This is a genomic window from Pseudoduganella violacea, from assembly GCF_014191875.1.
In the GTDB taxonomy this organism is placed as follows: domain Bacteria; phylum Pseudomonadota; class Gammaproteobacteria; order Burkholderiales; family Burkholderiaceae_D; genus Rugamonas; species Rugamonas violacea_A.
The window spans coordinates 26,650-46,207 of sequence record NZ_JACHXD010000007.1 but is presented as its reverse complement, the minus strand read 5'-3'; the positions used below and the strand labels follow the sequence as shown (position 1 = coordinate 46,207).

The window sequence follows — 19,558 nt, the reverse complement described above, 5'->3', positions numbered from 1 at the left end:
TCTCTCTCTTTATGGTTGATATAGCTTGTCTAGACTGCTTGCAAAGAACGCTATTCTAGCGCAGTCCACGGAACTGGCCGCCATGGAAGACCAGGGGCGGCTGGGGGGAAAATTCGCAGTGTTCGACCTCGCCCACGAAGATGACATGGTCGCCCTCTGGATAGCGGCTGCGGTTATGGCACTCGAACCAGGCGGAGCAGCCTGTCAGGACGGGCTGGCCAGTGCGCGACAGCTCGAACTCGGCCACGCCGAAGGGATTTTCGCCCCGCGTGGAAAACAGCTTGGCCAGATGGCCTTGCTCGGCGCTGAGCACGTTGATTACATAATGGGAGTTACCACTGAAAATCGGCAGGCTATTGGCGCCCGTCGCCAGGCTCCAGAGCACCAGCGGCGGCTCCAGCGAGACCGAATTGAAGGAACTGGCCGTCAGGCCGCGGAAGCTGCCGTCGGCCAGGCGCGTGGTAATGACAGTGACGCCGGTGGCGAATTGTCCCAGTGCTTGGCGGAATTGGCCGCTATCGAATTCGCGCGTTGCGGCGCGGGGGGAGCGTGTATTCATGGAGGACCCGTATCTTTCTGCCATTATGCCAAATTTGTCGCCCGGCAGCACAAACCGGGAGCGGCATGAGTCATCACACGCGATTGCGGATGCAGCTTGCGGCGCTTTGCGTTACAGTAAGCGGATGGTACTGAATAGCCAGGGGGCGGTATGACAATAACGGGGGCCAGCGAAACCGCCGTGCTGGGCGGGGGTTGTTTCTGGTGCACGGAAGCGGTGTACCTGGAGGTGCGCGGGGTGCAAAAGGTGGTGTCCGGTTATACGGGTGGCCAGCAGCCGGAGCCGACCTATGAGCAGGTGTGCAGCGGCGAAACCGGGCATGCCGAGGTGATCCGCGTCGAATTCGATCCCGCCGTGATCGGCTACCGCGAGCTGCTGGAAATCTTCTTCACCATCCACGATCCCACCACCCTGAACCGCCAGGGCAACGATGTCGGCACCCAGTACCGCTCGGTGATCTATTACCAGTCGGCCGAGCAGGAAGCCACGGCGCGCCAGGTGATCGCGGAAATGGCCCATGTCTGGGACGCGCCGATCGTCACCGAGCTGTCGCCGGCCCAGCCTTTCTACCAGGCCGAGGATTACCACCAAAACTATTTCGCCCAGCACCCGCTGCAAGGCTATTGCGCCTTCGTCGTCGCGCCCAAGGTCGCCAAGTTCCGCAAGACTTATACCAAATACCTCAAATAGCCCTTCAAGCCAGATCCGCCGCATACATATAGCGGCGCGACCATGGCAGCGCCTGCGGGTGGCGGCCGGCCTTGCCGCAGACGATCTGGTAGAGGCTGATCCAGTCCTGGTCGAAGGCGTAGGCGCAGCCGGCCAGGTACACATGCCAGATGCGGAAGCGCTTGTCGCCGGCGATGGCTTTCACCTGCTCGGCCCGCGCCTCGAAATTATCGGTCCAGATAGCGCAGGTCTTGGCGTAGTGGCGGCGCAGGTTTTCCACGTCGTAGGCTTCGAGCTGGCCCTGCTGCATGGCTTTCAGCACTTGGCCGAGATGGGCCAGCTCGCCCTGCGGGAACACGTATTTGTCGATGAACTCGCCGCCGCCGTAAGGCGTTTCGCCACTATCGGGATCGGTGCTGGTGATGCCGTGGTTCATGGCCACGCCATCGTCGGCCAGCAGGCGGTGGATGATGGCGAAGTATTCGGCCAGATGCTTGACGCCCACATGCTCGAACATGCCGACGCTGGTGATGCGGTCGAAGCTGCCGCGCACATCGCGATAATCCTGCAGGCGGATTTCCACCAGATGCTCCAGCCCCGCCTCGGCCACCCGCTCGCGCGCCAGCGCGTACTGGTTTTCCGACAGGGTGATGCCGACGCAGCGCGCCCCATACTTCTGCGCCGCGCGGATCACCAGCGCGCCCCAGCCGCAGCCGATGTCGAGCAGGCTCTGGCCGCGCTGCAGGCGGATCTTGGCCAGGATGTGGTCGATCTTCTTGAGCTGGGCGCTGGCCAGGTCTTCCTCGCCGCCCTCGAAATAGGCGCAGGAGTACACCATGCGCGGATCGAGGAATTGCTGGTAGAACTCGTTGGAGACGTCGTAGTGGTAGCGGATCGCTTGCGCATCCTTTTTCCGGCTGTGCGTGAACTGGCGCACGATGCGCGACAGCTTGCCGTCCGAATGCAGGGTCGAATGCGCCAGCGCATTGACGATGCGTATCATGTCCTTGGCCTTGCCCGTGACCTCGATCGCCCCTTCCACATAGGCCGTGCCCAGGTTGGACAGGCTGGGCGAGAGCAGGTAGCGCGCGGCCGACGGGTTGGGAATGCGGATGGTGACGCGCGGCGCCTCGCTGGAAAAGTCGAAGGCTTGCCCGTTCCATAATTCGATGCGCAAGGGCAGGGTGATTTGCTGGCGGATGCCTGCGGTCCAGGCGCTGAGTCGGCTTTGTACGAACAAGATAACCTCCGTTAGTACGATCACAACGACACTGCGCCGGGACACGGCCTATTGTATTAGGGCTGGATGCGCTCCTTGCTCCAGCTGCCGTCCGCTTGCAGCGTATACACGATCCGGTCATGGAAGCGCGATTGGCGCCCCTGCCAGAATTCCACGCGCTCGGGCACCAGGCGGTAGCCGCCCCAGTGCGCCGGACGCTGCGGCTGTTCGCCGCTGGCCGCTTCCACGGCCGCATACTTGGCTTCCATCTCTTCGCGGCTGCCCACCGGCATGCTCTGCGCCGAAGCGATGGCGGCCAACCGGCTCTTCAATGGCCGGCTGTAGAAATAAGTGTCGCTGTCCTCGGCCGAGGTTTTTTCCACCCGGCCTTCGATGCGTACCTGGCGTTCCAGTTCGCGCCAGAAGAACAGCAGAGCCGCTTGCGGATTGTCCGCCAGCTCATGGCCTTTCTGGCTCTCGTAATTGGTGTACCAGGTAAAGCCGCGCGCGTCGTACTGTTTGATCAGCACGATGCGCGAACTGGGCCGGCCATCCTTGCTGGCCGTGGCCACGCTCATGGCGTTCGGCTCGCTCACCTGCGCCTTCATGGCTTCGTCGAACCATTTGGCAAACTGGGCGATCGGGTCGGCCAGCGTATCGTCTTCCGACAGGCTGGCGCGGCCGTAATCGAGACGCAGATCGGCCAGCGCGATGCCGCCGGCGGCCGGCGTCTGTTGGCCGATGCCGCGGCGGCGCTGCATGGCCTCGCCCAGGATCTGCATCTGCGCGGCGCTGAACAGGCGTTTCGCCATCGGCGCCAGCTGCTCTTCCTCGATTGCCATATGGCCGGCATAGATGCCGCTGAAACGCTCGACATCGGCGCGCGATAACTGGGCCGCTGAGCCGTTGGCAATCTGATCAAGTTGTGATTTGATTATATGCCAATCCGTTTCCATCTGCTGGTGCTGCGCCAGAATGTGCGGCTTCACGCTGAGCAGCAGGGCGGCGTCCTCGCCCTGGGCATTGGCGTCGAGCATGGGCAGCAGGTCTTGCTCCTCGTCCTGGTGGTGCAGGTGGGCGGCCTTGTTGAAGTAATTGAGCACGGACTGGGCGGCCTGCTGGGCGGCGGCGTCGGCGCCATGGCTGGGCAGGTGGGCCAGCAGATTGTCCAGGGTCTTGAGCTGTTTGCGGATGCGGTCGTGGCAGTGCTTGAGGACGGCGATCGGCTGATCGAAGCCGGGCGCCGTGTCGAACAGTTTATCGTTCATGGCTTTCTCGTTAGCTGAGTTGGGGCCATTGTAGGATACTCTTGGGCTGGGTCCGGTAAAATATGGCGGATGAATTCCCTGCATACTCCTTTTGGCCTAGGCGATGGCGCCGCGGCCGCCCCCGAACACGATATCGACTTTGAACGCCGCTTCGGCGGCATCGCCCGCCTGTACGGCGCGCGCGCGCTGGAACGCTTTCGCAGCGCCCATGTGTGCGTGATCGGCGTCGGCGGCGTCGGTTCCTGGATCGTCGAAGCGCTGGCGCGCAGCGCCATCGGCCGCATGACCCTGATCGACCTCGACAACGTGGCCGAGTCGAATATCAACCGCCAGATCCAGGCGCTGAGCGGCACCCTGGGCATGGCCAAGATCACCGCGCTGGCCGAGCGCGTGGCCCAGATCAACCCCTATTGCCGGATCACCCAGATCGAAGACTTCATCACGCCCGACAACCTGGACGAGATGATCGGCGCCCACGCCTACGATTACGTGATCGACGCCATCGACAGCGCCAAGTCGAAGACGGCCCTGATCCACTATTGCCGCAGCAAGGGCATCCCGCTGATCACCATCGGCAGCGCCGGCGGCCAGACCGATCCCACCCGCATCGAGGTGCGCGACCTGGCCAAGACCGAGCAGGAGCCGCTGCTGAAAAAAGTACGGCGCCGCCTGCGCAGCCAGTACAACTATCCGCCCAACTCGAAGAACAAGCTGAATGTGGACGCGGTGTTCTCGATGGAACCGCTGAAATTCCCGGAAACGGGCGAGGTGTGCTCGGTTGACGCCGACGAAAAAGCGCCCGGCGTCACCGGCATCAACTGCGCCGGTTTCGGCTCCTCGGTGGTGGTGACGGCCACCTTCGGCCTGGTGGCCGCCGGCCATCTGCTGAACAAGCTGGCCGCCAGCGTGGCGGCAGTGGAAGCCGCGCCGCAGTTAGCGGCTGGCGACGGGCAGGTACAGGCCTGAGGGCAGCGACTCCACCAGCGCGATCTGCTTGACCTCCCAGGCAATAGGGACGAAAGCCGCAGCGGCCGGCGGCGCCGTTTTGGCTTCGCGCGCCAGCGTGAGGTGGGGGCGGAATTCGCCGTGGGTGGCGGGCGAAAATCCGGCCGCTGCCAGGCGCCGCATCAAATCCTCCTGCAGCGCCATCAGCGTGGGCGGCACCGCCGACATGCCGGCCCAGGCGATGCGCGGCTTGCTGAAATAACCGAAGCAATCGATCTCCAGCCGCAGCGGCGGCACGGACAGGGCGTGCAGAATATCGAGCAGCGCAGGCAGCGCCGTGGCGGGTTGCTGGCCGAGGAAGGCCAGGGTCAGGTGCAGCTTGTCGGGCGGCGTGGCGCGTCCCGCGACCTGGGATTGCAGCGCGGCCAGCGCGCCGCGCGTGGCCGCATCGGGCCAGAGCGCGAAAAAAAGCTTGTGGGCGGGCGCGGCGTTTATCCCGCCTGAAGATTGATTTGTTATCATGATGCCGCTCTCAACACCAGAGGAAAGAATTTACCATGATCCGTCGTTCCGCATTATTTGCCTTCATCTTTGCCGCCGCCACCGCTGCCCAGGCGCAGCAGCCGGAAGCCCAGCCCCAAGCGCAGCCGCAGCCTGAAGCTGCCGCGCCCGTGGTGGTCGGTTCCGCCACGCCCGGCCCGGCGGCCGAACAGCTGATCATCACCGACGTCAAGGTCGGCACCGGCCGCGAAGCCCAGGCCGGCCAGACCGTGCGCGTCAACTACACCGGCTGGCTGTACCGCCCCTTGGCCAAGAACCAGCGCGGCCGCAAGTTCGACTCCTCGATCGGCCGCGAGCCGCTCGAATTCCCGCTCGGTAAAGGCCGTGTCATCAAGGGTTGGGACCAGGGCGTGGCCGGCATGAAGATCGGCGGCAAGCGCACCCTGATCATCCCGGCCGAACTGGCCTACGGCTCGCGTGCCATGGGCGATATTCCATCGAATTCGGCCCTGATCTTCGACGTCGAACTGCTGGACGTGAAGTAAATCCCTGCTGGCCGCCGCGCGCGTTGCAGCGACGCGCCGTGGCGGCGGCAAATCGGCGTACACTGGGTTTCTCGTCCGCGCGGAGACTTCGCCATGAACGTTGCCAACAATGTCACTGAGCTGATCGGCAATACGCCCCTGGTGCGCATCCAGCGCATGGCGGCCGGCGCTCCGGCCCAGCTGCTGGCCAAGCTCGAATTCTACAATCCCGCCCACAGCGTCAAAGACCGCATCGGCCTGTCCATGATCGAGGCGGCGGAAGCGGCGGGGCAGATCCATCCCGACACCATCATCCTGGAGCCGACCAGCGGCAATACCGGCATCGCCCTGGCCATGGTGTGCGCGGCGCGCGGCTACCGCTGCATGCTGGTCATGCCCGAAACCATGAGCCGCGAACGGCGCATGCTGCTGCGCGCCTATGGCGCGGAACTGGTGCTGACGCCGGGCGCCGAAGGTATGCTGGGCGCCATCCGCCGCGCCGAAGAAATGGCGGAGGCGGATCGGCGCTACCTGATGCCGCAGCAATTCAACAATCCCGCCAATCCCGATGTGCACCGCCGCACCACGGCCGAAGAGATCTGGCGCGACACGGACGGCCAGGCCGACATCCTGGTGTCGGGCGTCGGCACCGGCGGCACGATCACCGGCGTGGGTGAAGTGATCAAGGCGCGCAAGCCGGAATTCCAGTGCATCGCGGTGGAGCCGGAAGCGTCGCCGATCCTGTCGCAGGGTATCAAGGGACCGCATCCGATCCAGGGCATCGGCGCCGGCTTCGTGCCGGCCGTGCTGAATACCCATGTGTACAACGAAGTGATCTGCGTGAAGAACGAGGACGCCTTCGCCACAGCGCGCCGCGCGGCGCGCGAAGAAGGGCTGCTGGTGGGGATTTCGTCGGGCGCGGCGCTGTGGGCCGCGCTGCAAGTGGCGTGGCGGCCGGAGAATCAAGGGAAGATGGTGATCACCGTCATTCCCTCATTCGGCGAGCGCTATCTCAGCACGGCCCTGTTTGACGGGCTGGCCGATTAGCGCCGGCGCTGGCCGGCTCAGTGCCGGTGGCCGTGCTGGTGCGGCGCGTGCTGGTGGGCCGGCTCGTGCCGATGCTCGTGACCATGCTCATGATCGTGGTCATGGTCATGGCCATGGTGCCCATGCCCCTCGTCGGCCTCGCCCTTGCCGTGCAGGCAGCAGGCATGCTCCGTGGTTCCCTGCTCGGTTTGCAGCGTCGTATGGTGGATGGAGAACTTCTCCTTGAGTTCGCGCGTGATGGCGTCGAGCGCCTGGTCGCCCGGATAACCGTCCGGCATGACCAGGTGGGCCGTGAGCGCCGTTTCGGTCGTGCTCATGGACCAGATATGCAGATCGTGCACCTCGGTCACGCCCGGCTGCGCGCGCAGGAACTGCTCGACCTGGGGCGCATCCACATTCTCCGGCACCGCCGCCAGCACCATGCGCAGTGACTCGCGCAGCAGCGACCAGGTGCCCATTGTAATCAGCACCACGATGGCGATGCTGACCAGCGGATCGAGCCAGGTCCAACCCGTGTACATCACCACCAGGCCGGACAACAGCACGCCCAGCGAAATCGCCGCGTCGGCCGCCAGGTGCAGGTAGGCGCCGCGGATATTCAAGTCATCCTTGCTGCCCGCCATGAACAGCCAGGCCGACACGCCATTCACCGCGATGCCCACCGCCGCCACCACCGACACGGTCAGTCCCTGCACCGGTGTTGGATTCATCAACTGCAGCGCCGCCTCCCAGGCAATCGCCCCGCAGGCCGCCATCAGCAGCATGCCGTTGAACAGCGCCGCCAGCATCGAACTGCTGCGCAAGCCATAGGTATAGCGGCCGGATGGCGTGCGTTTCGCCAGAATCGCCGCGCCCCAGGCTAGGATCAGGCCCAGCACGTCGGACAGATTATGGCCCGCGTCGGCCATCAGTGCCGTCGAATTGGCGATAAAGCCGTAGACGAATTCCACCGCCACGAAGACCGCATTAAGCGTAATGGCAATGGCAAAGGCGCGGCCGTGATCCGTTGGATTGCCGTGATGGTGATGATGGCCATGCTCATGGCCATGGTGGTGATGAGCGCTCATGCATCGATCCCGTTGGAAGGTTCCGCGATATGGTCCAGCATATCGCCCAAAACGCCGCTGATATGCGCATCGGCGGCCGAATAAAAGACCTGTTTCCCCTGCCGTTCCGACTTCACGATACGCGCCGCGCGCAGCAAGCGCAAATGGTGGCTCACGAGGGAAGCGCTCAGCTGCAGCCGCTCCGCGATCGCACTCACCGCCACTGGCGCCGCCACGCAGGCGAGCACGATGCGCAGCCGGGTCGGATCGCCCAGCAAATGGAACAAGTCCGCCAGCTGCGCCACCGCCGCATCCGAAACAGAAGAAGAACTCATAAATAGAAACATTTGAACAGATATTCAAATGTTAGCTCAAATCCTCCCGTACCGCAAACCCCATCTGATCTAAATCAACAAATGTCCCACCCTGGTGTCAGGCACCAAGGTCGGACATTCCTTGAGCAAAATCAAAGAATGTCTAGCTCTGGTGCCTGACACCAGGGTTAGACATTTGTTGAGGAAGATCAAAGCTTTAGGGTTGGCGCAGGGCGGTTTCGACAGCGGCGCGGGTGGCGGGGGGGAGGGTGGGCAGGATTTGGTCGAGCTTTTCGGCCTTCGCAAGCGCGGCGCGTTGCTGGGGAGTGAGTTCGGCGGGTTTGCCAAACAGCGCTTGGCCGGCCAGGACCAGGCTGGCGCTGAGCAGGGCGACCAGCGCGGCGGCGCCGAGCAGGCGCAACTCGCGCGGGACCAGCAAAGGCGCTTGCGTGGCGATCGGCTTGACCGGGCCGGCGGCCGGCGCGGGCGTGAAGCCGGGATGGCGTTCGTGCTCGTGCGCGACGGCGTGCGGCTGACCGCCAGCCTGGCGCAACTGCTGCATCAACTCTTGCGAGGCGGCGTCGATGCGGGCGATGTGGCGTTCCACCGCTTCGGCCAGCACGGCTTCGTTGAGGGCCACCAGGGCGAAGATGGGGTCGTCGACATCGACCTTGATGCCGGTTTTTTCAAAGACGAGGGTGCGCAGCTGTTGTGGGTCCATGGCCGCTTACCAGTCCACTTGGTCGAGCTGTTCGAACAGGTCGCGGAACACGACCTTGATGCGCTGCTTTTCCATCACATTGAATTTGTCGCTTTCCTTGATCTCGTTGAGCGTCATGCGCGCGGTGTTCATCTTTTTGACGTCGGCGCCGAAGGTGTCGGGATTGCGCTGGCTGAGCACCACGCGGCCTTTGACGCGCTTGGAGTTGTCGGCATAGGTCTGCGATTCGATGAAGGCTTTGCCGGAGGCCGATTGCAGCAGGCCGAAATGCTCGTTCTCCCACAGCACCAGCGGCACCTGGGTGGCCTTGGCCGTGGAGACAAAGCCCATGGCCGTGTCGTGCAGCGTGTCGCCGCCGCCGACGATGGTGTGGATGTAGACCTGGCGTCCCGATTCGGCCAGCAGCGCGAAGCAGTCGTTCTCGATCAAATAGGCCAGCAGCGGCGAGAAGGTGTTGGCGCCATTGTCGATCACGCAGTTGCCGTCTTCCCGCAGGATGTCGATCATCAGCGCGTCGAAGCGCTTGGGATCGATGGTGCGCGCTTCGGTCATCACCGGCACATGCTGCACATTCAGGGATTTGTAGCGCGAGAAGGTGGTGTTTTCCTGGTCGGTGTCATAGCAGCGCAGCACCGTGTCGCTCTTGTCCTGCAGCCATTGGGCGAGGATGGTGGAGACCAGGGTTTTGCCGATCCCGCCCTTACCTTGCAGGATGAAGTGCACCGTGTTTTGCATCGCTTTGCTCCCGTCTTGCTCTTATGGTTAGCGACAGCGCGCCGAGCCGCTGTCTGGTTCATCCTGCGGCTGCGCCATGGGATCGTGCACGCCCTTGTCGGCGGGCAGGAATTCCCAGTCGTAGCCGTCTTCCTTCAGCGCCAGTTTCAGCACGCCCCATTGCCGGTTGGCGCGCGCCTCGCTGTGCGCGTGCGGCCAGCGGAAGGGCGTGAGGAAGGCGCCGCCGGTGCCGATCACGAACTGGCGCATGCCCTGCCGCGCATCCGGTTTGCCGTCGGCGTCGAGCGGCGCGAAGCGCTCGTAGTCGTGGTCGTGGCCGGACAGCACCAGTTCCGCCCCCGCCGCCTGCAGCAGGCGCCAGGCTTCCTGCATATGCAGGCTGGCCGAGTGTCCGCCCGAACTATACATGGGCGCGTGCCAGTAGGCGAGGATGCAGCGGCGCGGATGGCGTTCCAGGTCGTCTTTTAGCCACAGCATCTGGGCGCGCTGTTCTTCGCCGTGCATATGGCTGTTGAGGGAAACCAGGTGCCAGCCGCCCAGGTCGAAGCTGTAGTAGCCGCGCCCGCGCGGCCCGGCCGCGGCGCCGAAATAGCCGTAGTAGCCGTCGGCGCTGCCGCCGTAATATTCGTGGTTGCCGGGCGTGGGATGGGTGATGTCCTTGAAACGGCCCCAGGTCGGCGCGTAGCAGTCGCGGAATTCGGCTTCCAGCCCGATCGGATAGGTATGGTCGCCCAGCGAGAGCACGGCGCTGCGCAGACCGGCGGCGGCGTCGCGCGCGATGCCCACTTCCACCACGGCGGCGGTGCGCGCCGCGCCCGAATATTGGGGGCGGCTATAGCGGCAGTCGGCGATGTCGCCCGCCGCGTAGACGATGATGGGCGCCGCTGTTTGGGCGGCGGCCGGCGCCAGGGCGCTCAGTCCCAGGGCGCAAAACATGCAGCGTAAAAGTGATTGCAATAATGGCATCGAGGCGCGCTTATTCTTCTGTTGGTGGGCAAGATATATCACAATGGCGGTTTGTGAAACCGTTTTGTCTGCCCCATGCCCCTCGCTCCCACTCCCGAACAGCAATTGATCCTGCAATCCGACGCGCCCGTGCTGATGGTCGAAGCGGTGGCCGGCGCCGGCAAGACCACCACCCTGGCCATGCTGGCGGCACAGGCGCGCGGCGAGGTGCTGGGCTTGTGCTTCTCGGCCGGGGCCAAGCTGCGCTTCCAGCAAAAGCTGCATGAGGAGTGCCCGGGACGCCAGGTCAGCGTGATGACGATGGAGGAGTTCGCGCGCGCCCTGCTGTCGCGCCTGGCCCACGACGGCCTGGTGGACAAGGCCCAGTTCTGCCCCAGCGAAGAGTCGCTGCGGCCGCAGGTGGTGGCGGCGGCCGAAGCGGTGTGGCAGCGCTATGAGGAGCGCCGCGGCGACTTCGATTTCAGCTTCCGCGACAACAGCGCCCGCATCGACGCCATGCTGGCCCTGCTGGCGACGCTGAAGGCGACCACGGTGGCGCGCCGCTTCCAGGAAGACCTGGAGCAGGACGATATCGAGCAGATCGCCGAGCGTTTCGACGTGCCGCCGCAGGCGGTGGAAATCTGCCAGGCCTATGAGCGCATGCGCCAGCTGGAGCCGGGCGTCTATCTGTGGCAAGGCCTGGCCGATCTGGTGCCGGACGTGCTGTCCCTGCTGTCCCTGCACCCGTCGGCGCTGGACAGCATCCGCCAGGTCCGGCTTTGCCTGGTCGACGAATGGCATGACGTGAACGCGGCCGAATTCGAGCTGCTGCAAATCTTCCGCCGCCAGGCGCGCCTGGTGGTGGTGGGCGACCGCTCCCAGGTCATCAACACGGCGCGCGGCGCCGACATCCATTTTTCCCACCTCGGCTTCGAACTGGGCTTCCCCGGCGCCCAGCGCCTGGAGCTGAGCAAGTCGCACCGCTTCGGCATTTCGGTGGCCAAGCTGGCGGCGCGCGCCTCCGGCCGCAAATGCCAGCCCATGGCCGACACTTACAGCAGCGTGGGCCGGCATGAATACGACGCGGCCGGCGCCGGCTGCGCGCCGGCCGTGGCGCAGCAGGTGGCGCGCCTGGTGCAGGAGGGCGGCAAGCTCTCCGATATCGCCATCATCGTGCGCGAGGCCGACCAGACCATCGCCATCGAAAACGCGCTGCTCGACGCCAAGCTGCCGTATGCCTGCGATGGCGTGGAATCCTATCTGCTGCGCCCGGAAATCCTGATGCTGCGCGGCCTGCTGCACGTGGCCTGCGGCGATTACGCCACCCTGCGCGGCGACAAGGACGTCTGCGCGCGCATGGCCGCCGCCCTGTACCAGTTCCTGTCGATCGACAGCGCTTCGGAAGTGTGGGACAGCAGCCACGAAATGTACGGCAGCGGTTCCAGCCTGGCCGCGCGCGCGCAGGAGGACGTGGCGCAAGACCCGGCCATGCTGGCCTGGCTGGTGGGCGACGCCCTGTGCGCCGAAGCGGCCAGCGACGGCGGTGCGGCGCGGCGCTGGAAGCAGCGCCTGCGCCAGGTGGTGGACGAGATGCGCCAGCGCGGTGCGGGCGAAATGCAGCAGGACGCCGCCGCCCTGCTGCATTTCGCCAGCCAGACCCTGGATCTGCCCGCCGCCGCCAGCCGCGCCGTGGTCAACCGGCGCCAGGCCGATTCGGCGCTGCGCGCCATCCAGGCTTTCGTCGCCTTCGCGCGCCAGCACGGCGGCATGGACGTCGCCGCCTTCCTGCAGGAGCTGCAGCAGCGCCAGAAGCGCGTCGGCAGCCAGGGCTTCAGCGGCAAGCGCAAGCAACTGACTTTGACCACGGTGGCTGCCGCCAAAGGCCGCGAATGGCCTTGCGTGATGGTGCCGCTGATCGAGCAGGGCCAGTTCCCGCGCGGCCGCGATACGGAAGAGGAAAAGCGCTATTTTTACGTGGCCATCACGCGCGCCATGCAGGCGCTGCTGCTGTTCGAGCCGGACGAACGCAACGCGGCGGCGCGCAGCTACCTGATGGCGGGCTTCCGCAAGCCGGAAGCCGACGCTTAATTAATAAAGCGCAGCAGCCCCTGCAAGGCGTGCACCACGGTCTGCTCGCGCACGGCGGCGCGGTCGCCGGCAAACACCAGGCGTTCCGTGTGCACGGTGTCGCCCGTGGCCCAGCCGAAGCACACCGTGCCCACCGGCTTGCCCGGCACGGCGCCGGTCGGGCCGGCGATGCCGGTGGTCGACACCGCCACATGGGCATTGCTGTTGGCCAGCGCGCCCTGGGCCATGGCCGCCGCCACTTCCTCGCTGACGCTGCCGAATTGCGCCATCATGGCGGCCGACACGTCGAGCAGCTCGGTCTTGGAGGCGTTGGAATAGGTCACGAAGCCGCAGTCGAACCAGCCGGTGGAGCCGGCGATCTCGGTGATCGCCTGCGACACGCCGCCGCCGGTGCAGGATTCCGCGGTCGCCAGCAGCAAGCTCTTTTCCTGCAGGGCGCGGCCGACCTGGGCGGCCAGTTCCTTGATATCCGTAATCATGAGTGGCTCCTCTGGCAAAGATTCCGATGTCCCATTCTAGCGCGGCGGGCGTGGACGTGAGCACACGGCTGGGCAAAAATCTCTGCTGCGCTGCAACTGCGCCGCAGCGAATTGCGCACCCCGCGCGCGCGCTTTGTGTTAGCATTTTCTTAATTTTAAGCAACTGACTTGCTTGTAGGCTGGCAAAAGCGCAAGATGGCGTGAGCGCCGGCCCGACGCCGGGCGCCAGCCTCAAGGCGGTAGCGCATTCGATCGCAGTATTTTGGCTCGCTTCTCATGGCGTTTCTAAACTCTGTACGATTCCGGGCCGCCCGGCTGTATCGGGACCGTTGCCTGCTCCTGATCCTGGTGGTCGCGCACGGCTTCGCCCTGGGCCAGGGCAGCGAGGCGCTGGAGCGCCAGGTCAAGGCCGCCTACCTGTGCAAATTCGCCGGCTTTGTCGAGTGGCCCGAGGGCAGTTTCGTGCGTCCCGACAGTCCGCTGCTGATCGGCGTGGCCGGCGCCGAGGCCCTGGCCGCCGAGCTGGAACAGCGCATGGCCGGCCATGCCGTCAACGGCCGCGCGCTGCAGGTGCTTCGCCTGAAGAAAGGCGAGGCGCCGGCCGGCCTGCACATCCTGTTTGCCAGCGCCGCGCTGGAGCGCAATGAATTGCAGGACTTGCTGGCGGCGGCGCGCGGCCAAGCCATCCTCACCGTCAGCGATGCCGAAGACGCCCAAGCCATGGGCAGCGTGATCCGCTTCCTGGTCGCCGATGAGCGCCTGCGTTTCGAGGTGGCGCTGAAAGCGGCCGGTGTGTCGCGTTTGCGCATCAGCGCGCGCATGCTGGCGGCCGCCTACAAAGTGTGGCAGGTGAATTCATGAGGGGCCGTGCATGATCAGACTGCACTCCCTGCGCCAGAAGATGCTGGCCGTGGTCATGCTGGTGGCCTTGCTGGCGCTGCTGGTCTCGATCGGCATCTTCATCGTCTACGATCTGCGCGCCTACCACCGCGCCATCGTGGCCGATCTGAGCACCCAGGCCGAACTGATCGGCCATATGAGTTCGCCGGCGCTGGTGTTCGACGACCCGCGCCTGGCCAAGGAAAATCTGGCCCTGCTGCGCCTGCGGCCGAAGGTCGACGCCGGCGCCATCTACCGTTCCGGCGGCGCCCTGTTCGCCGCCTATGTGGCGCCGGGCCAGAGCGCCGACATCCCGCGCCAGGCCGGCGGCGAAGGTTTCCGCTACGAGGACGGCAAGCTGCTGATGTTCAAGAGCATCGTCGATAACGGCGAGGTGCTGGGCACGGTCTTCCTGCGCGCCGAATACGAGATGCTGGGCCGCGCCCTCGACTACCTGGCGATCGCCGTGCTGGCCATGCTGGGCGCCATGTTGAGCGCCTGGCTGCTGCTGCGGCGCCTGAATCCCCTGCTGACCCAGCCCATCCTCGACATCGCCGGCGTGGCGCGCGAGATCGTCGACACCGGCGACTATTCGCGCCGCGCCACGCGCTTGAGCGAGGACGAGGTGGCCGAGCTGGTCGATTCCTTCAACAAGATGCTCGACGAGATCCAGGCCCGCACGCGCGCGCTGGAAACCTCCAACCGCGAAATCGCGCGCGAGGCCGAACAGCGCAGCCAGGCGCAGCACGAAGTCATGCGCCTCAACGGCGAACTCGAGCAGCGCGTGCACGAGCGCACCATGCAGCTGGAAATCGCCAACGGCGAGCTGGCCATGGCCATGGAGGAGGCCAAGAGCGCCAACCAGGCCAAGTCGGCCTTCCTGTCCTCGATGAGCCATGAGCTGCGCACCCCGCTCAACGCCATCCTCGGCTTCGCCCAGATCCTGACCTCGGACAAGCTGCCGTCGACGCTGGCGCAAAAGCGCGAATTCGCCGGCCACATCCTGAAATCGGGGCGCCACCTGCTGACCCTGATCAATGAAATCCTCGACCTGGCCAAGATCGAATCGGGCGCGGTGGCGCTGTCGCTGGAACCGGTGGCGCTGCAGGAAATCCTGCAGGAATGCGACGATATGGTGCGCCCGCTGGCCGGTGAGCGCGGCATCCGCCTGCTGTTCCCGGCCGACAGCCGGGTCCACGTGGTGGCCGACCGCACCCGCCTCAAGCAGATCCTGCTCAACCTGCTCTCCAACGCCATCAAGTACAACCGCGACGGCGGCGCCGTGGTGGTGGACAGCAGCCCGAGCGGCCCCTCCCTGGTGCGCCTCTCGGTGCAGGACACCGGCATGGGCTTGCGGCCCGAGCAGATGAAGCTGCTGTTCCAGCCGTTTAACCGCCTGGGCCAGGAAAGCGGGGCGGAAGAGGGCACCGGCATCGGCCTGGTCGTCACCAAGCGCCTGGTCGAACTGATGGGCGGCGTGATCGGCGCCACCAGCAGCCCGGGCGTGGGCAGCATGTTCTGGGTCGAACTGAAATGCGCCGACCCGCTGCCTTCGCTCAAGGCCTCCGGCGTGCTGCCGGCCAGCGCGCCGGACGACGCCGACCATCCGCTGCGCACCACCGTGCTGTATGTGGAAGACAATCCGGCCAATCTGCGCCTGATCGAGGAAATCATCGGCTTCCGGCCCGACCTCAAGCTGCTGACGGCGCCCGACGCCCATCTGGGCGTGGAGCTGGCGCGCGCCCACCAGCCCGACATCATCCTGATGGACATCAACCTGCCCGGCATGAGCGGCTTCGACGCCCTGGCCGAGCTGCGCGCCGATCCGGCCACGCGCCATATCCCGGTCATCGCGCTGACCGCCAACGCCATGCCGCGCGATGTGGAAAAAGGCCTGGCCGCCGGCTTCTTCCGCTATCTCGTGAAGCCGATCAATATCGATGAATTCACCGAAGCTATCAACAGCACGACCTCCTACCTGGCCCGGGACCGGGAGAAAGCGGGGCAGCCATGATCAGCAAGGAAGACATCCTCAACGCCAAGGTGCTGATCGTGGACGACCAGCCGGTCAATGTGCAGCTGCTGGAGTACCTGCTCAAGTCCACCGGCTATACGGCGGTCAGCGCCACCACCGATCCGCGCGTGGTGGCGCCCTGGCATGCAGAGAACCGCTACGACATCATCCTGCTCGACCTGCACATGCCCGGCATGAACGGCTTCGAAGTGATGGAAGCGTTGAAGCCGCTGGAGGTGGAAGCCTATCTGCCGGTGCTGGTGGTGACGGCCGAACCGGCCAAGAAGATGGCGGCGCTGGACGCCGGCGCGATGGACTTCGTCAGCAAGCCCTTCGATCCGGTCGAGGTGCTGACGCGCATCCGCAATATGCTCGAAGTGCGCCTGCTGCACCGCGAGGCGCGCAACTACAACGCCCTGCTGGAGCAGACCGTGCGCCAACGCACGGCCGAGCTGCAGCGCTTCCGCAGCGCCATGGACGCCACGGCCGACGCCATCTTCCTGATCGATACCGGCAGCCTGGCCTTTGTCGACGTCAACGACGGCGCCTGCCGCATGCTCGGCTGGTCGCGCGCCGAGCTGCTGGCGCATGAACCGGCGCGCGTCGGCCTCGGCGCGCGCGAAGAATTGATGGCCCATGCCGCCGCCTTGAACGCCTTGCCGGCGGCGCGCGCCAGCGAACCGCGCGCGCCCGAACTGCGCGAACTGGAATTGACGCGCAGCGATCTGGCGGCGGTGCCGGTGGAACTGTACTGGCAGCTGCAGCTGGAAGGCGAAGCGGCCTGGCGCACCCTGATCTGCGTGGCGCGCGACATCACCGAACGGCGCCAGGCGCAGGAGCGCCTGCAGCATATGGCGCATTACGACAGCCTGACCGGCCTGCCCAACCGCACCCTGTTCTACCAGACCTTGAACGAGGCGATCGAGCTGGCGCAGGACAAGGAATGGCGCATCGTGGTGCTGTTCATCGGCCTGGACCGCTTCAAGAACATCAACGATTCGCTGGGGCCGGCCAAGGGCGACCAGCTGCTGCGCGAATTTTCCAACCGCCTGGTGCAGTGCGTGCGCATCCGCGACACCGTGGGCCGCCTGGGCGGCGACGAGTTCGGCCTGATCCTGACCATGACGCGCGACCAGCAGGACGCCGTGTACGTCGCCAACGAGGTGCGCGAAGCGCTGCGCGCGCCCTTCGAGCTCGACGGCCACGACGCCACGCTGACGGCCAGCATCGGCATCGCCGTCTACCCGGACGACGCCACCGACCCGGATACCCTGGTCAAATACGCCGACACCGCGATGGGCCGCGCCAAGGACGCGGGCCGCGACGGCTACCGCTTCTTCACCGCCGGCATGAATGTGCAGGTGCTGGCCCGGCTCGACCTGGAAATGGCTTTGCGCCGCGCGCTGGAGCAGGACGAGCTGGTGCTGTACTACCAGCCCAAGGTCAATCTGCACACGGGCCGCATCAGCGGCGCCGAAGCGCTGCTGCGCTGGCACCGGCCCGGCTACGGCATCGTGTATCCGGCCGAATTCGTCTCGGTGCTGGAGGACACGGGCCTGATCGTGCGCGTCGGCGCCTGGATCATCGACACCGCCTGCCGCCAGATCGCGGCCTGGGCGGGTTCGGCCGTGGGGCCGGTGACGGTGGCGGTGAATGTGGCCAGCCGCCAGTTCGTCGAGGGCGATCTGGAAAGCGAGGTCAAGGACGCGCTGGCGCAGCACCAGGTGCCGGCCGAGCTGCTGGAGCTGGAGTTGACGGAAACGGCCCTGATGTCGAATACCGAGCGCACCATCGAGGTGCTCGGCGTGCTCAAGGAATTGGGCATCAAGGTCGCCATCGACGATTTCGGCACCGGCTATTCCTCGCTGGCCTATCTGCAGCGCTTCCCGATCGACAAGCTGAAGATCGATATCGCCTTCGTGCGCGACATCACCACCAATCCCAACGACGCGGCCATCGCGCTGGCCATCATCAGCATGGCGCACAGCCTGAAGCTGCGCGTGATCGCCGAGGGCGTGGAATCGCGGCCGCAGCTGGAATATCTGCGGCGCAACCGCTGTGATGAAATCCAGGGCTTCTTCTTCAGCCGTCCGCTGCCGGCCGACGAGATGGGCGCGCTGGTGGCCTCGGGCAAGGGCGTGCCGCCCGACCCCAACCGCGCCGCCGAGCCGCCGCAAACCCTGCTGCTGGTGGACGACGATGTCAACGTGCTGTCCTCGCTGCACCGCCTGTTCCGGCGCGACGGCTACCGCATCCTGACGGCGGTCTCGCCGGCCGAGGGTTTCGAGCTGCTGGCCCTGCACCCGGTGCAGGTGGTGGTGTGCGACCAGCGCATGCCGATCATGAGCGGCACCGAATTTCTCAGCAAGGTCAAGGAGATGTATCCGGACACCATCCGCATCATCCTGTCCGGCTACACGGGGCTGGAAGCGGTGCTCGATTCGATCAACCGCGGCGCCATCTACCGCTTCTACACCAAGCCCTGGGACGATACCCAGCTGCGCGACAATATCCGCCTGGCCTTCCACCACTACTGGCTGATGCACGGCAGCGGCCGCCGCGCCGGCGAACCGGGCGAGGACCACACGACCCTGGATGCCTGACGCGCCTTACTTCAAGTCTTATTTGAAGTGGTCGAAGCCGGCCAGGCGCAGATCGAGCGGCGCGCCGGCGGCATCGGCCAGGCGCAGGCCGGGCGCGGCCTCGATGCGGCCGACGCGGGTGACGGCCGTGGCGCTGGCGGCGCCGGCCGCCAGGATGGCCGCGCGCGCCGCGGCCGGCGCGGTGAAGCACAGCTCGTAATCGTCGCCGCCGGCCGCGGTCCAGGCGCGCCGCAAGGCCGGCGCGCGCGTCGCCAGCACGGGACCGGCCGGCAGGGCGTCCACGTCCAGCGTGGCGCCGACGCCGGAGCGTTCCAGGATATGGCCGAGGTCACCGGCCAGGCCATCCGAGATATCGATGGCCGCGTGCGCCAGGCCGCCGTCGGCCAGGGCCCGTCCCAGCGCCACGCGCGGCGTGGGCAGGTGCATGCGCTGGGCCGCCGCCTGCTGCTCGGCCGCGCTCAAGGCGGTCTCGCCGCGGTAGCCGGCCAGGGCCAGGCGCGCATCGCCCAGGGTGCCGGAGATCCAGATATCGTCGCCGACGCGGGCGGCGTCGCGGCGCAGGGCGCGGCCGGGCGCCGTTTCGCCGAAGACGGTGATGCAGATATTCAGCGGCCCCTTGGTGGTGTCGCCGCCGATCAGGGCGCAGCCGTGGGCGTCGGCCAGGGCGAAGAGACCTTGCGAGAAGCCGGCCAGCCAGGCCGGATCGGCCGCCGGCAGGGCCAGCGCCAGCGTGAAGCCGAGCGGGCGCGCGCCCATCGCCGCCAGGTCGGACAGGTTGACGGCCAGGCTTTTATGGCCCAGGCGCTGAGCGTCCTCGCCGGCGAAGAAGTGGCGGTCCTCCACCAGCATGTCGGAGGAGATGGCCAGCTGCATGCCCGGCGTGGGCGCGAGCAGGGCGCAGTCGTCGCCGATGCCGAGGGCGACGTGGGCCGGCTGGGCGGCGGCGCGCGAAGGCGCGAAGTAGTGTTTGATCAGGTCGAATTCGGAGAGCATGCCGCCATT

19 protein-coding genes are annotated in these 19,558 nt (G+C 66.0%); 8 read left to right on the top strand and 11 right to left on the bottom strand.

Features of this window, described 5'->3' with window-relative positions:
- Positions 1–55 precede the first annotated feature (55 nt).
- A complete protein-coding gene (locus FHS03_RS13675; protein ID WP_183441524.1) occupies positions 56–559 on the bottom strand; it encodes a flavin reductase family protein in 504 nt (167 codons plus the stop codon).
- 150 nt (positions 560–709) lie between these two features.
- Here FHS03_RS13675 and msrA point away from each other — a divergent pair, with 150 nt between their 5' ends.
- On the top strand, positions 710–1,249 hold the full coding sequence (msrA, locus tag FHS03_RS13670; RefSeq protein WP_183441523.1) for a peptide-methionine (S)-S-oxide reductase MsrA: 540 nt from the start codon (positions 710–712) through the stop codon (positions 1,247–1,249).
- 4 nt (positions 1,250–1,253) lie between these two features.
- Here the strand turns inward: msrA and FHS03_RS13665 are convergent, their stop codons facing one another.
- Both FHS03_RS13665 and pdxH read right to left on the bottom strand, forming a co-directional pair.
- Entirely contained in the window at positions 1,254–2,468 is a 1,215-nt protein-coding gene (locus FHS03_RS13665) for a class I SAM-dependent methyltransferase (RefSeq protein ID WP_183441522.1), read from the bottom strand.
- Positions 2,469–2,524: 56 nt separating this feature from the next.
- Positions 2,525–3,715 (bottom strand): pyridoxamine 5'-phosphate oxidase, encoded by a 1,191-nt coding sequence (gene pdxH, locus FHS03_RS13660; protein ID WP_183441521.1) that lies wholly within the window; start codon positions 3,713–3,715, stop codon positions 2,525–2,527.
- Between the two features lie 69 nt (positions 3,716–3,784).
- Between pdxH and tcdA the strand changes: the two genes are divergently transcribed.
- Complete coding sequence (tcdA, locus tag FHS03_RS13655; RefSeq protein ID WP_183441520.1) at positions 3,785–4,681, top strand: tRNA cyclic N6-threonylcarbamoyladenosine(37) synthase TcdA; 897 nt, start codon at positions 3,785–3,787, stop codon at positions 4,679–4,681.
- On the opposite strand, the gene thpR is transcribed toward tcdA, so the two are convergent.
- Complete coding sequence (gene thpR / locus FHS03_RS13650; RefSeq protein ID WP_183441519.1) at positions 4,649–5,182, bottom strand: RNA 2',3'-cyclic phosphodiesterase; 534 nt, start codon at positions 5,180–5,182, stop codon at positions 4,649–4,651. The two genes, tcdA and thpR, sit on opposite strands and share 33 nt — an antisense overlap.
- Before the next feature lie 35 nt (positions 5,183–5,217).
- Here thpR and FHS03_RS13645 point away from each other — a divergent pair, with 35 nt between their 5' ends.
- Together FHS03_RS13645 and cysK are read left to right on the top strand one after the other, a co-directional pair.
- A complete protein-coding gene (locus FHS03_RS13645) occupies positions 5,218–5,706 on the top strand; it encodes an FKBP-type peptidyl-prolyl cis-trans isomerase (RefSeq protein WP_183441518.1) in 489 nt (162 codons plus the stop codon).
- Positions 5,707–5,799: 93 nt separating this feature from the next.
- Positions 5,800–6,732 carry a cysteine synthase A gene (gene cysK / locus FHS03_RS13640; RefSeq protein ID WP_183441517.1) on the top strand — a complete coding sequence of 311 codons (933 nt, stop codon included), beginning with the start codon at positions 5,800–5,802 and terminating at the stop codon, positions 6,730–6,732.
- A 17-nt stretch (positions 6,733–6,749) separates the two neighbouring features.
- Here cysK and FHS03_RS13635 read toward each other — a convergent pair whose 3' ends face one another.
- The 5 genes from FHS03_RS13635 to FHS03_RS13615 all read right to left on the bottom strand — a co-directional run bounded on the left by FHS03_RS13635 (position 6,750) and on the right by FHS03_RS13615 (position 10,514).
- Complete coding sequence (locus tag FHS03_RS13635) at positions 6,750–7,799, bottom strand: cation diffusion facilitator family transporter (protein ID WP_183441516.1); 1,050 nt, start codon at positions 7,797–7,799, stop codon at positions 6,750–6,752.
- Positions 7,796–8,113, bottom strand: coding sequence for an ArsR/SmtB family transcription factor (locus tag FHS03_RS13630; RefSeq protein WP_183441515.1), 318 nt, complete (start codon positions 8,111–8,113; stop codon positions 7,796–7,798). The genes FHS03_RS13635 and FHS03_RS13630 overlap by 4 nt, the downstream gene beginning before the upstream one ends.
- Positions 8,114–8,309: 196 nt before the next feature.
- On the bottom strand, positions 8,310–8,813 hold the full coding sequence (locus FHS03_RS13625) for a hypothetical protein (protein WP_183441514.1): 504 nt from the start codon (positions 8,811–8,813) through the stop codon (positions 8,310–8,312).
- Between the two features lie 6 nt (positions 8,814–8,819).
- A complete protein-coding gene (locus FHS03_RS13620; protein ID WP_183441513.1) occupies positions 8,820–9,548 on the bottom strand; it encodes a P-loop NTPase family protein in 729 nt (242 codons plus the stop codon).
- A gap of 27 nt (positions 9,549–9,575) precedes the next feature.
- A complete protein-coding gene (locus FHS03_RS13615) occupies positions 9,576–10,514 on the bottom strand; it encodes a metallophosphoesterase family protein (protein WP_183441512.1) in 939 nt (312 codons plus the stop codon).
- 75 nt (positions 10,515–10,589) lie between these two features.
- On the opposite strand from FHS03_RS13615, the gene FHS03_RS13610 reads away from it, so the two are divergent.
- Positions 10,590–12,581: a 3'-5' exonuclease gene (locus tag FHS03_RS13610; protein WP_183441511.1), complete on the top strand. Its 1,992-nt coding sequence runs from the start codon at positions 10,590–10,592 to the stop codon at positions 12,579–12,581.
- Here the strand turns inward: FHS03_RS13610 and FHS03_RS13605 are convergent.
- The gene (locus FHS03_RS13605) at positions 12,578–13,060 is read right to left on the bottom strand and encodes a CinA family protein (RefSeq protein WP_176347969.1); all 483 of its coding nucleotides are present in this window, start codon (positions 13,058–13,060) and stop codon (positions 12,578–12,580) included. The genes FHS03_RS13610 and FHS03_RS13605 overlap by 4 nt on opposite strands.
- A 276-nt stretch (positions 13,061–13,336) precedes the next feature.
- On the opposite strand from FHS03_RS13605, the gene FHS03_RS13600 reads away from it, so the two are divergent.
- The 3 genes from FHS03_RS13600 to FHS03_RS13590 are packed head-to-tail and all read left to right on the top strand — an operon-like array spanning position 13,337 to position 18,556.
- Complete coding sequence (locus tag FHS03_RS13600; protein ID WP_183441510.1) at positions 13,337–13,921, top strand: TOL_0243 family YfiR-like periplasmic protein; 585 nt, start codon at positions 13,337–13,339, stop codon at positions 13,919–13,921.
- Between the two features lie 10 nt (positions 13,922–13,931).
- Entirely contained in the window at positions 13,932–15,953 is a 2,022-nt protein-coding gene (locus FHS03_RS13595; protein ID WP_183441509.1) for a sensor histidine kinase, YfiR-like protein-associated, read from the top strand.
- Positions 15,950–18,556, top strand: coding sequence for an EAL domain-containing protein (locus FHS03_RS13590; RefSeq protein ID WP_183441508.1), 2,607 nt, complete (start codon positions 15,950–15,952; stop codon positions 18,554–18,556). Before FHS03_RS13595 ends, FHS03_RS13590 begins: the two co-directional genes overlap by 4 nt.
- 18 nt (positions 18,557–18,574) lie before the next feature.
- Here FHS03_RS13590 and thiL read toward each other — a convergent pair whose 3' ends face one another.
- Positions 18,575–19,549, bottom strand: coding sequence for a thiamine-phosphate kinase (gene thiL / locus FHS03_RS13585; RefSeq protein ID WP_183441507.1), 975 nt, complete (start codon positions 19,547–19,549; stop codon positions 18,575–18,577).
- Positions 19,550–19,558: the final 9 nt, after the last annotated feature.

Bases quoted from the DNA above. Each gene is read 5' to 3' on its own strand.
- FHS03_RS13610 (WP_183441511.1), top strand. From the start codon at position 10,590: ATGCCCCTCGCTCCCACTCCCGAACAGCAATTGATCCTGCAATCCGAC.
- cysK (WP_183441517.1), top strand. From the start codon at position 5,800: ATGAACGTTGCCAACAATGTCACTGAGCTGATCGGCAATACGCCCCTG.
- thiL (WP_183441507.1), bottom strand. From the start codon at position 19,549: ATGCTCTCCGAATTCGACCTGATCAAACACTACTTCGCGCCTTCGCGC.
- FHS03_RS13600 (WP_183441510.1), top strand. From the start codon at position 13,337: ATGGCGTTTCTAAACTCTGTACGATTCCGGGCCGCCCGGCTGTATCGG.
- FHS03_RS13590 (WP_183441508.1), top strand. From the start codon at position 15,950: ATGATCAGCAAGGAAGACATCCTCAACGCCAAGGTGCTGATCGTGGAC.
- tcdA (WP_183441520.1), top strand. From the start codon at position 3,785: ATGAATTCCCTGCATACTCCTTTTGGCCTAGGCGATGGCGCCGCGGCC.
- FHS03_RS13595 (WP_183441509.1), top strand. From the start codon at position 13,932: ATGATCAGACTGCACTCCCTGCGCCAGAAGATGCTGGCCGTGGTCATG.
- FHS03_RS13675 (WP_183441524.1), bottom strand. From the start codon at position 559: ATGAATACACGCTCCCCCCGCGCCGCAACGCGCGAATTCGATAGCGGC.
- msrA (WP_183441523.1), top strand. From the start codon at position 710: ATGACAATAACGGGGGCCAGCGAAACCGCCGTGCTGGGCGGGGGTTGT.
- FHS03_RS13620 (WP_183441513.1), bottom strand. From the start codon at position 9,548: ATGCAAAACACGGTGCACTTCATCCTGCAAGGTAAGGGCGGGATCGGC.
- FHS03_RS13605 (WP_176347969.1), bottom strand. From the start codon at position 13,060: ATGATTACGGATATCAAGGAACTGGCCGCCCAGGTCGGCCGCGCCCTG.
- FHS03_RS13625 (WP_183441514.1), bottom strand. From the start codon at position 8,813: ATGGACCCACAACAGCTGCGCACCCTCGTCTTTGAAAAAACCGGCATC.
- FHS03_RS13635 (WP_183441516.1), bottom strand. From the start codon at position 7,799: ATGAGCGCTCATCACCACCATGGCCATGAGCATGGCCATCATCACCAT.
- FHS03_RS13615 (WP_183441512.1), bottom strand. From the start codon at position 10,514: ATGCCATTATTGCAATCACTTTTACGCTGCATGTTTTGCGCCCTGGGA.
- FHS03_RS13645 (WP_183441518.1), top strand. From the start codon at position 5,218: ATGATCCGTCGTTCCGCATTATTTGCCTTCATCTTTGCCGCCGCCACC.
- thpR (WP_183441519.1), bottom strand. From the start codon at position 5,182: ATGATAACAAATCAATCTTCAGGCGGGATAAACGCCGCGCCCGCCCAC.
- FHS03_RS13630 (WP_183441515.1), bottom strand. From the start codon at position 8,113: ATGAGTTCTTCTTCTGTTTCGGATGCGGCGGTGGCGCAGCTGGCGGAC.
- pdxH (WP_183441521.1), bottom strand. From the start codon at position 3,715: ATGAACGATAAACTGTTCGACACGGCGCCCGGCTTCGATCAGCCGATC.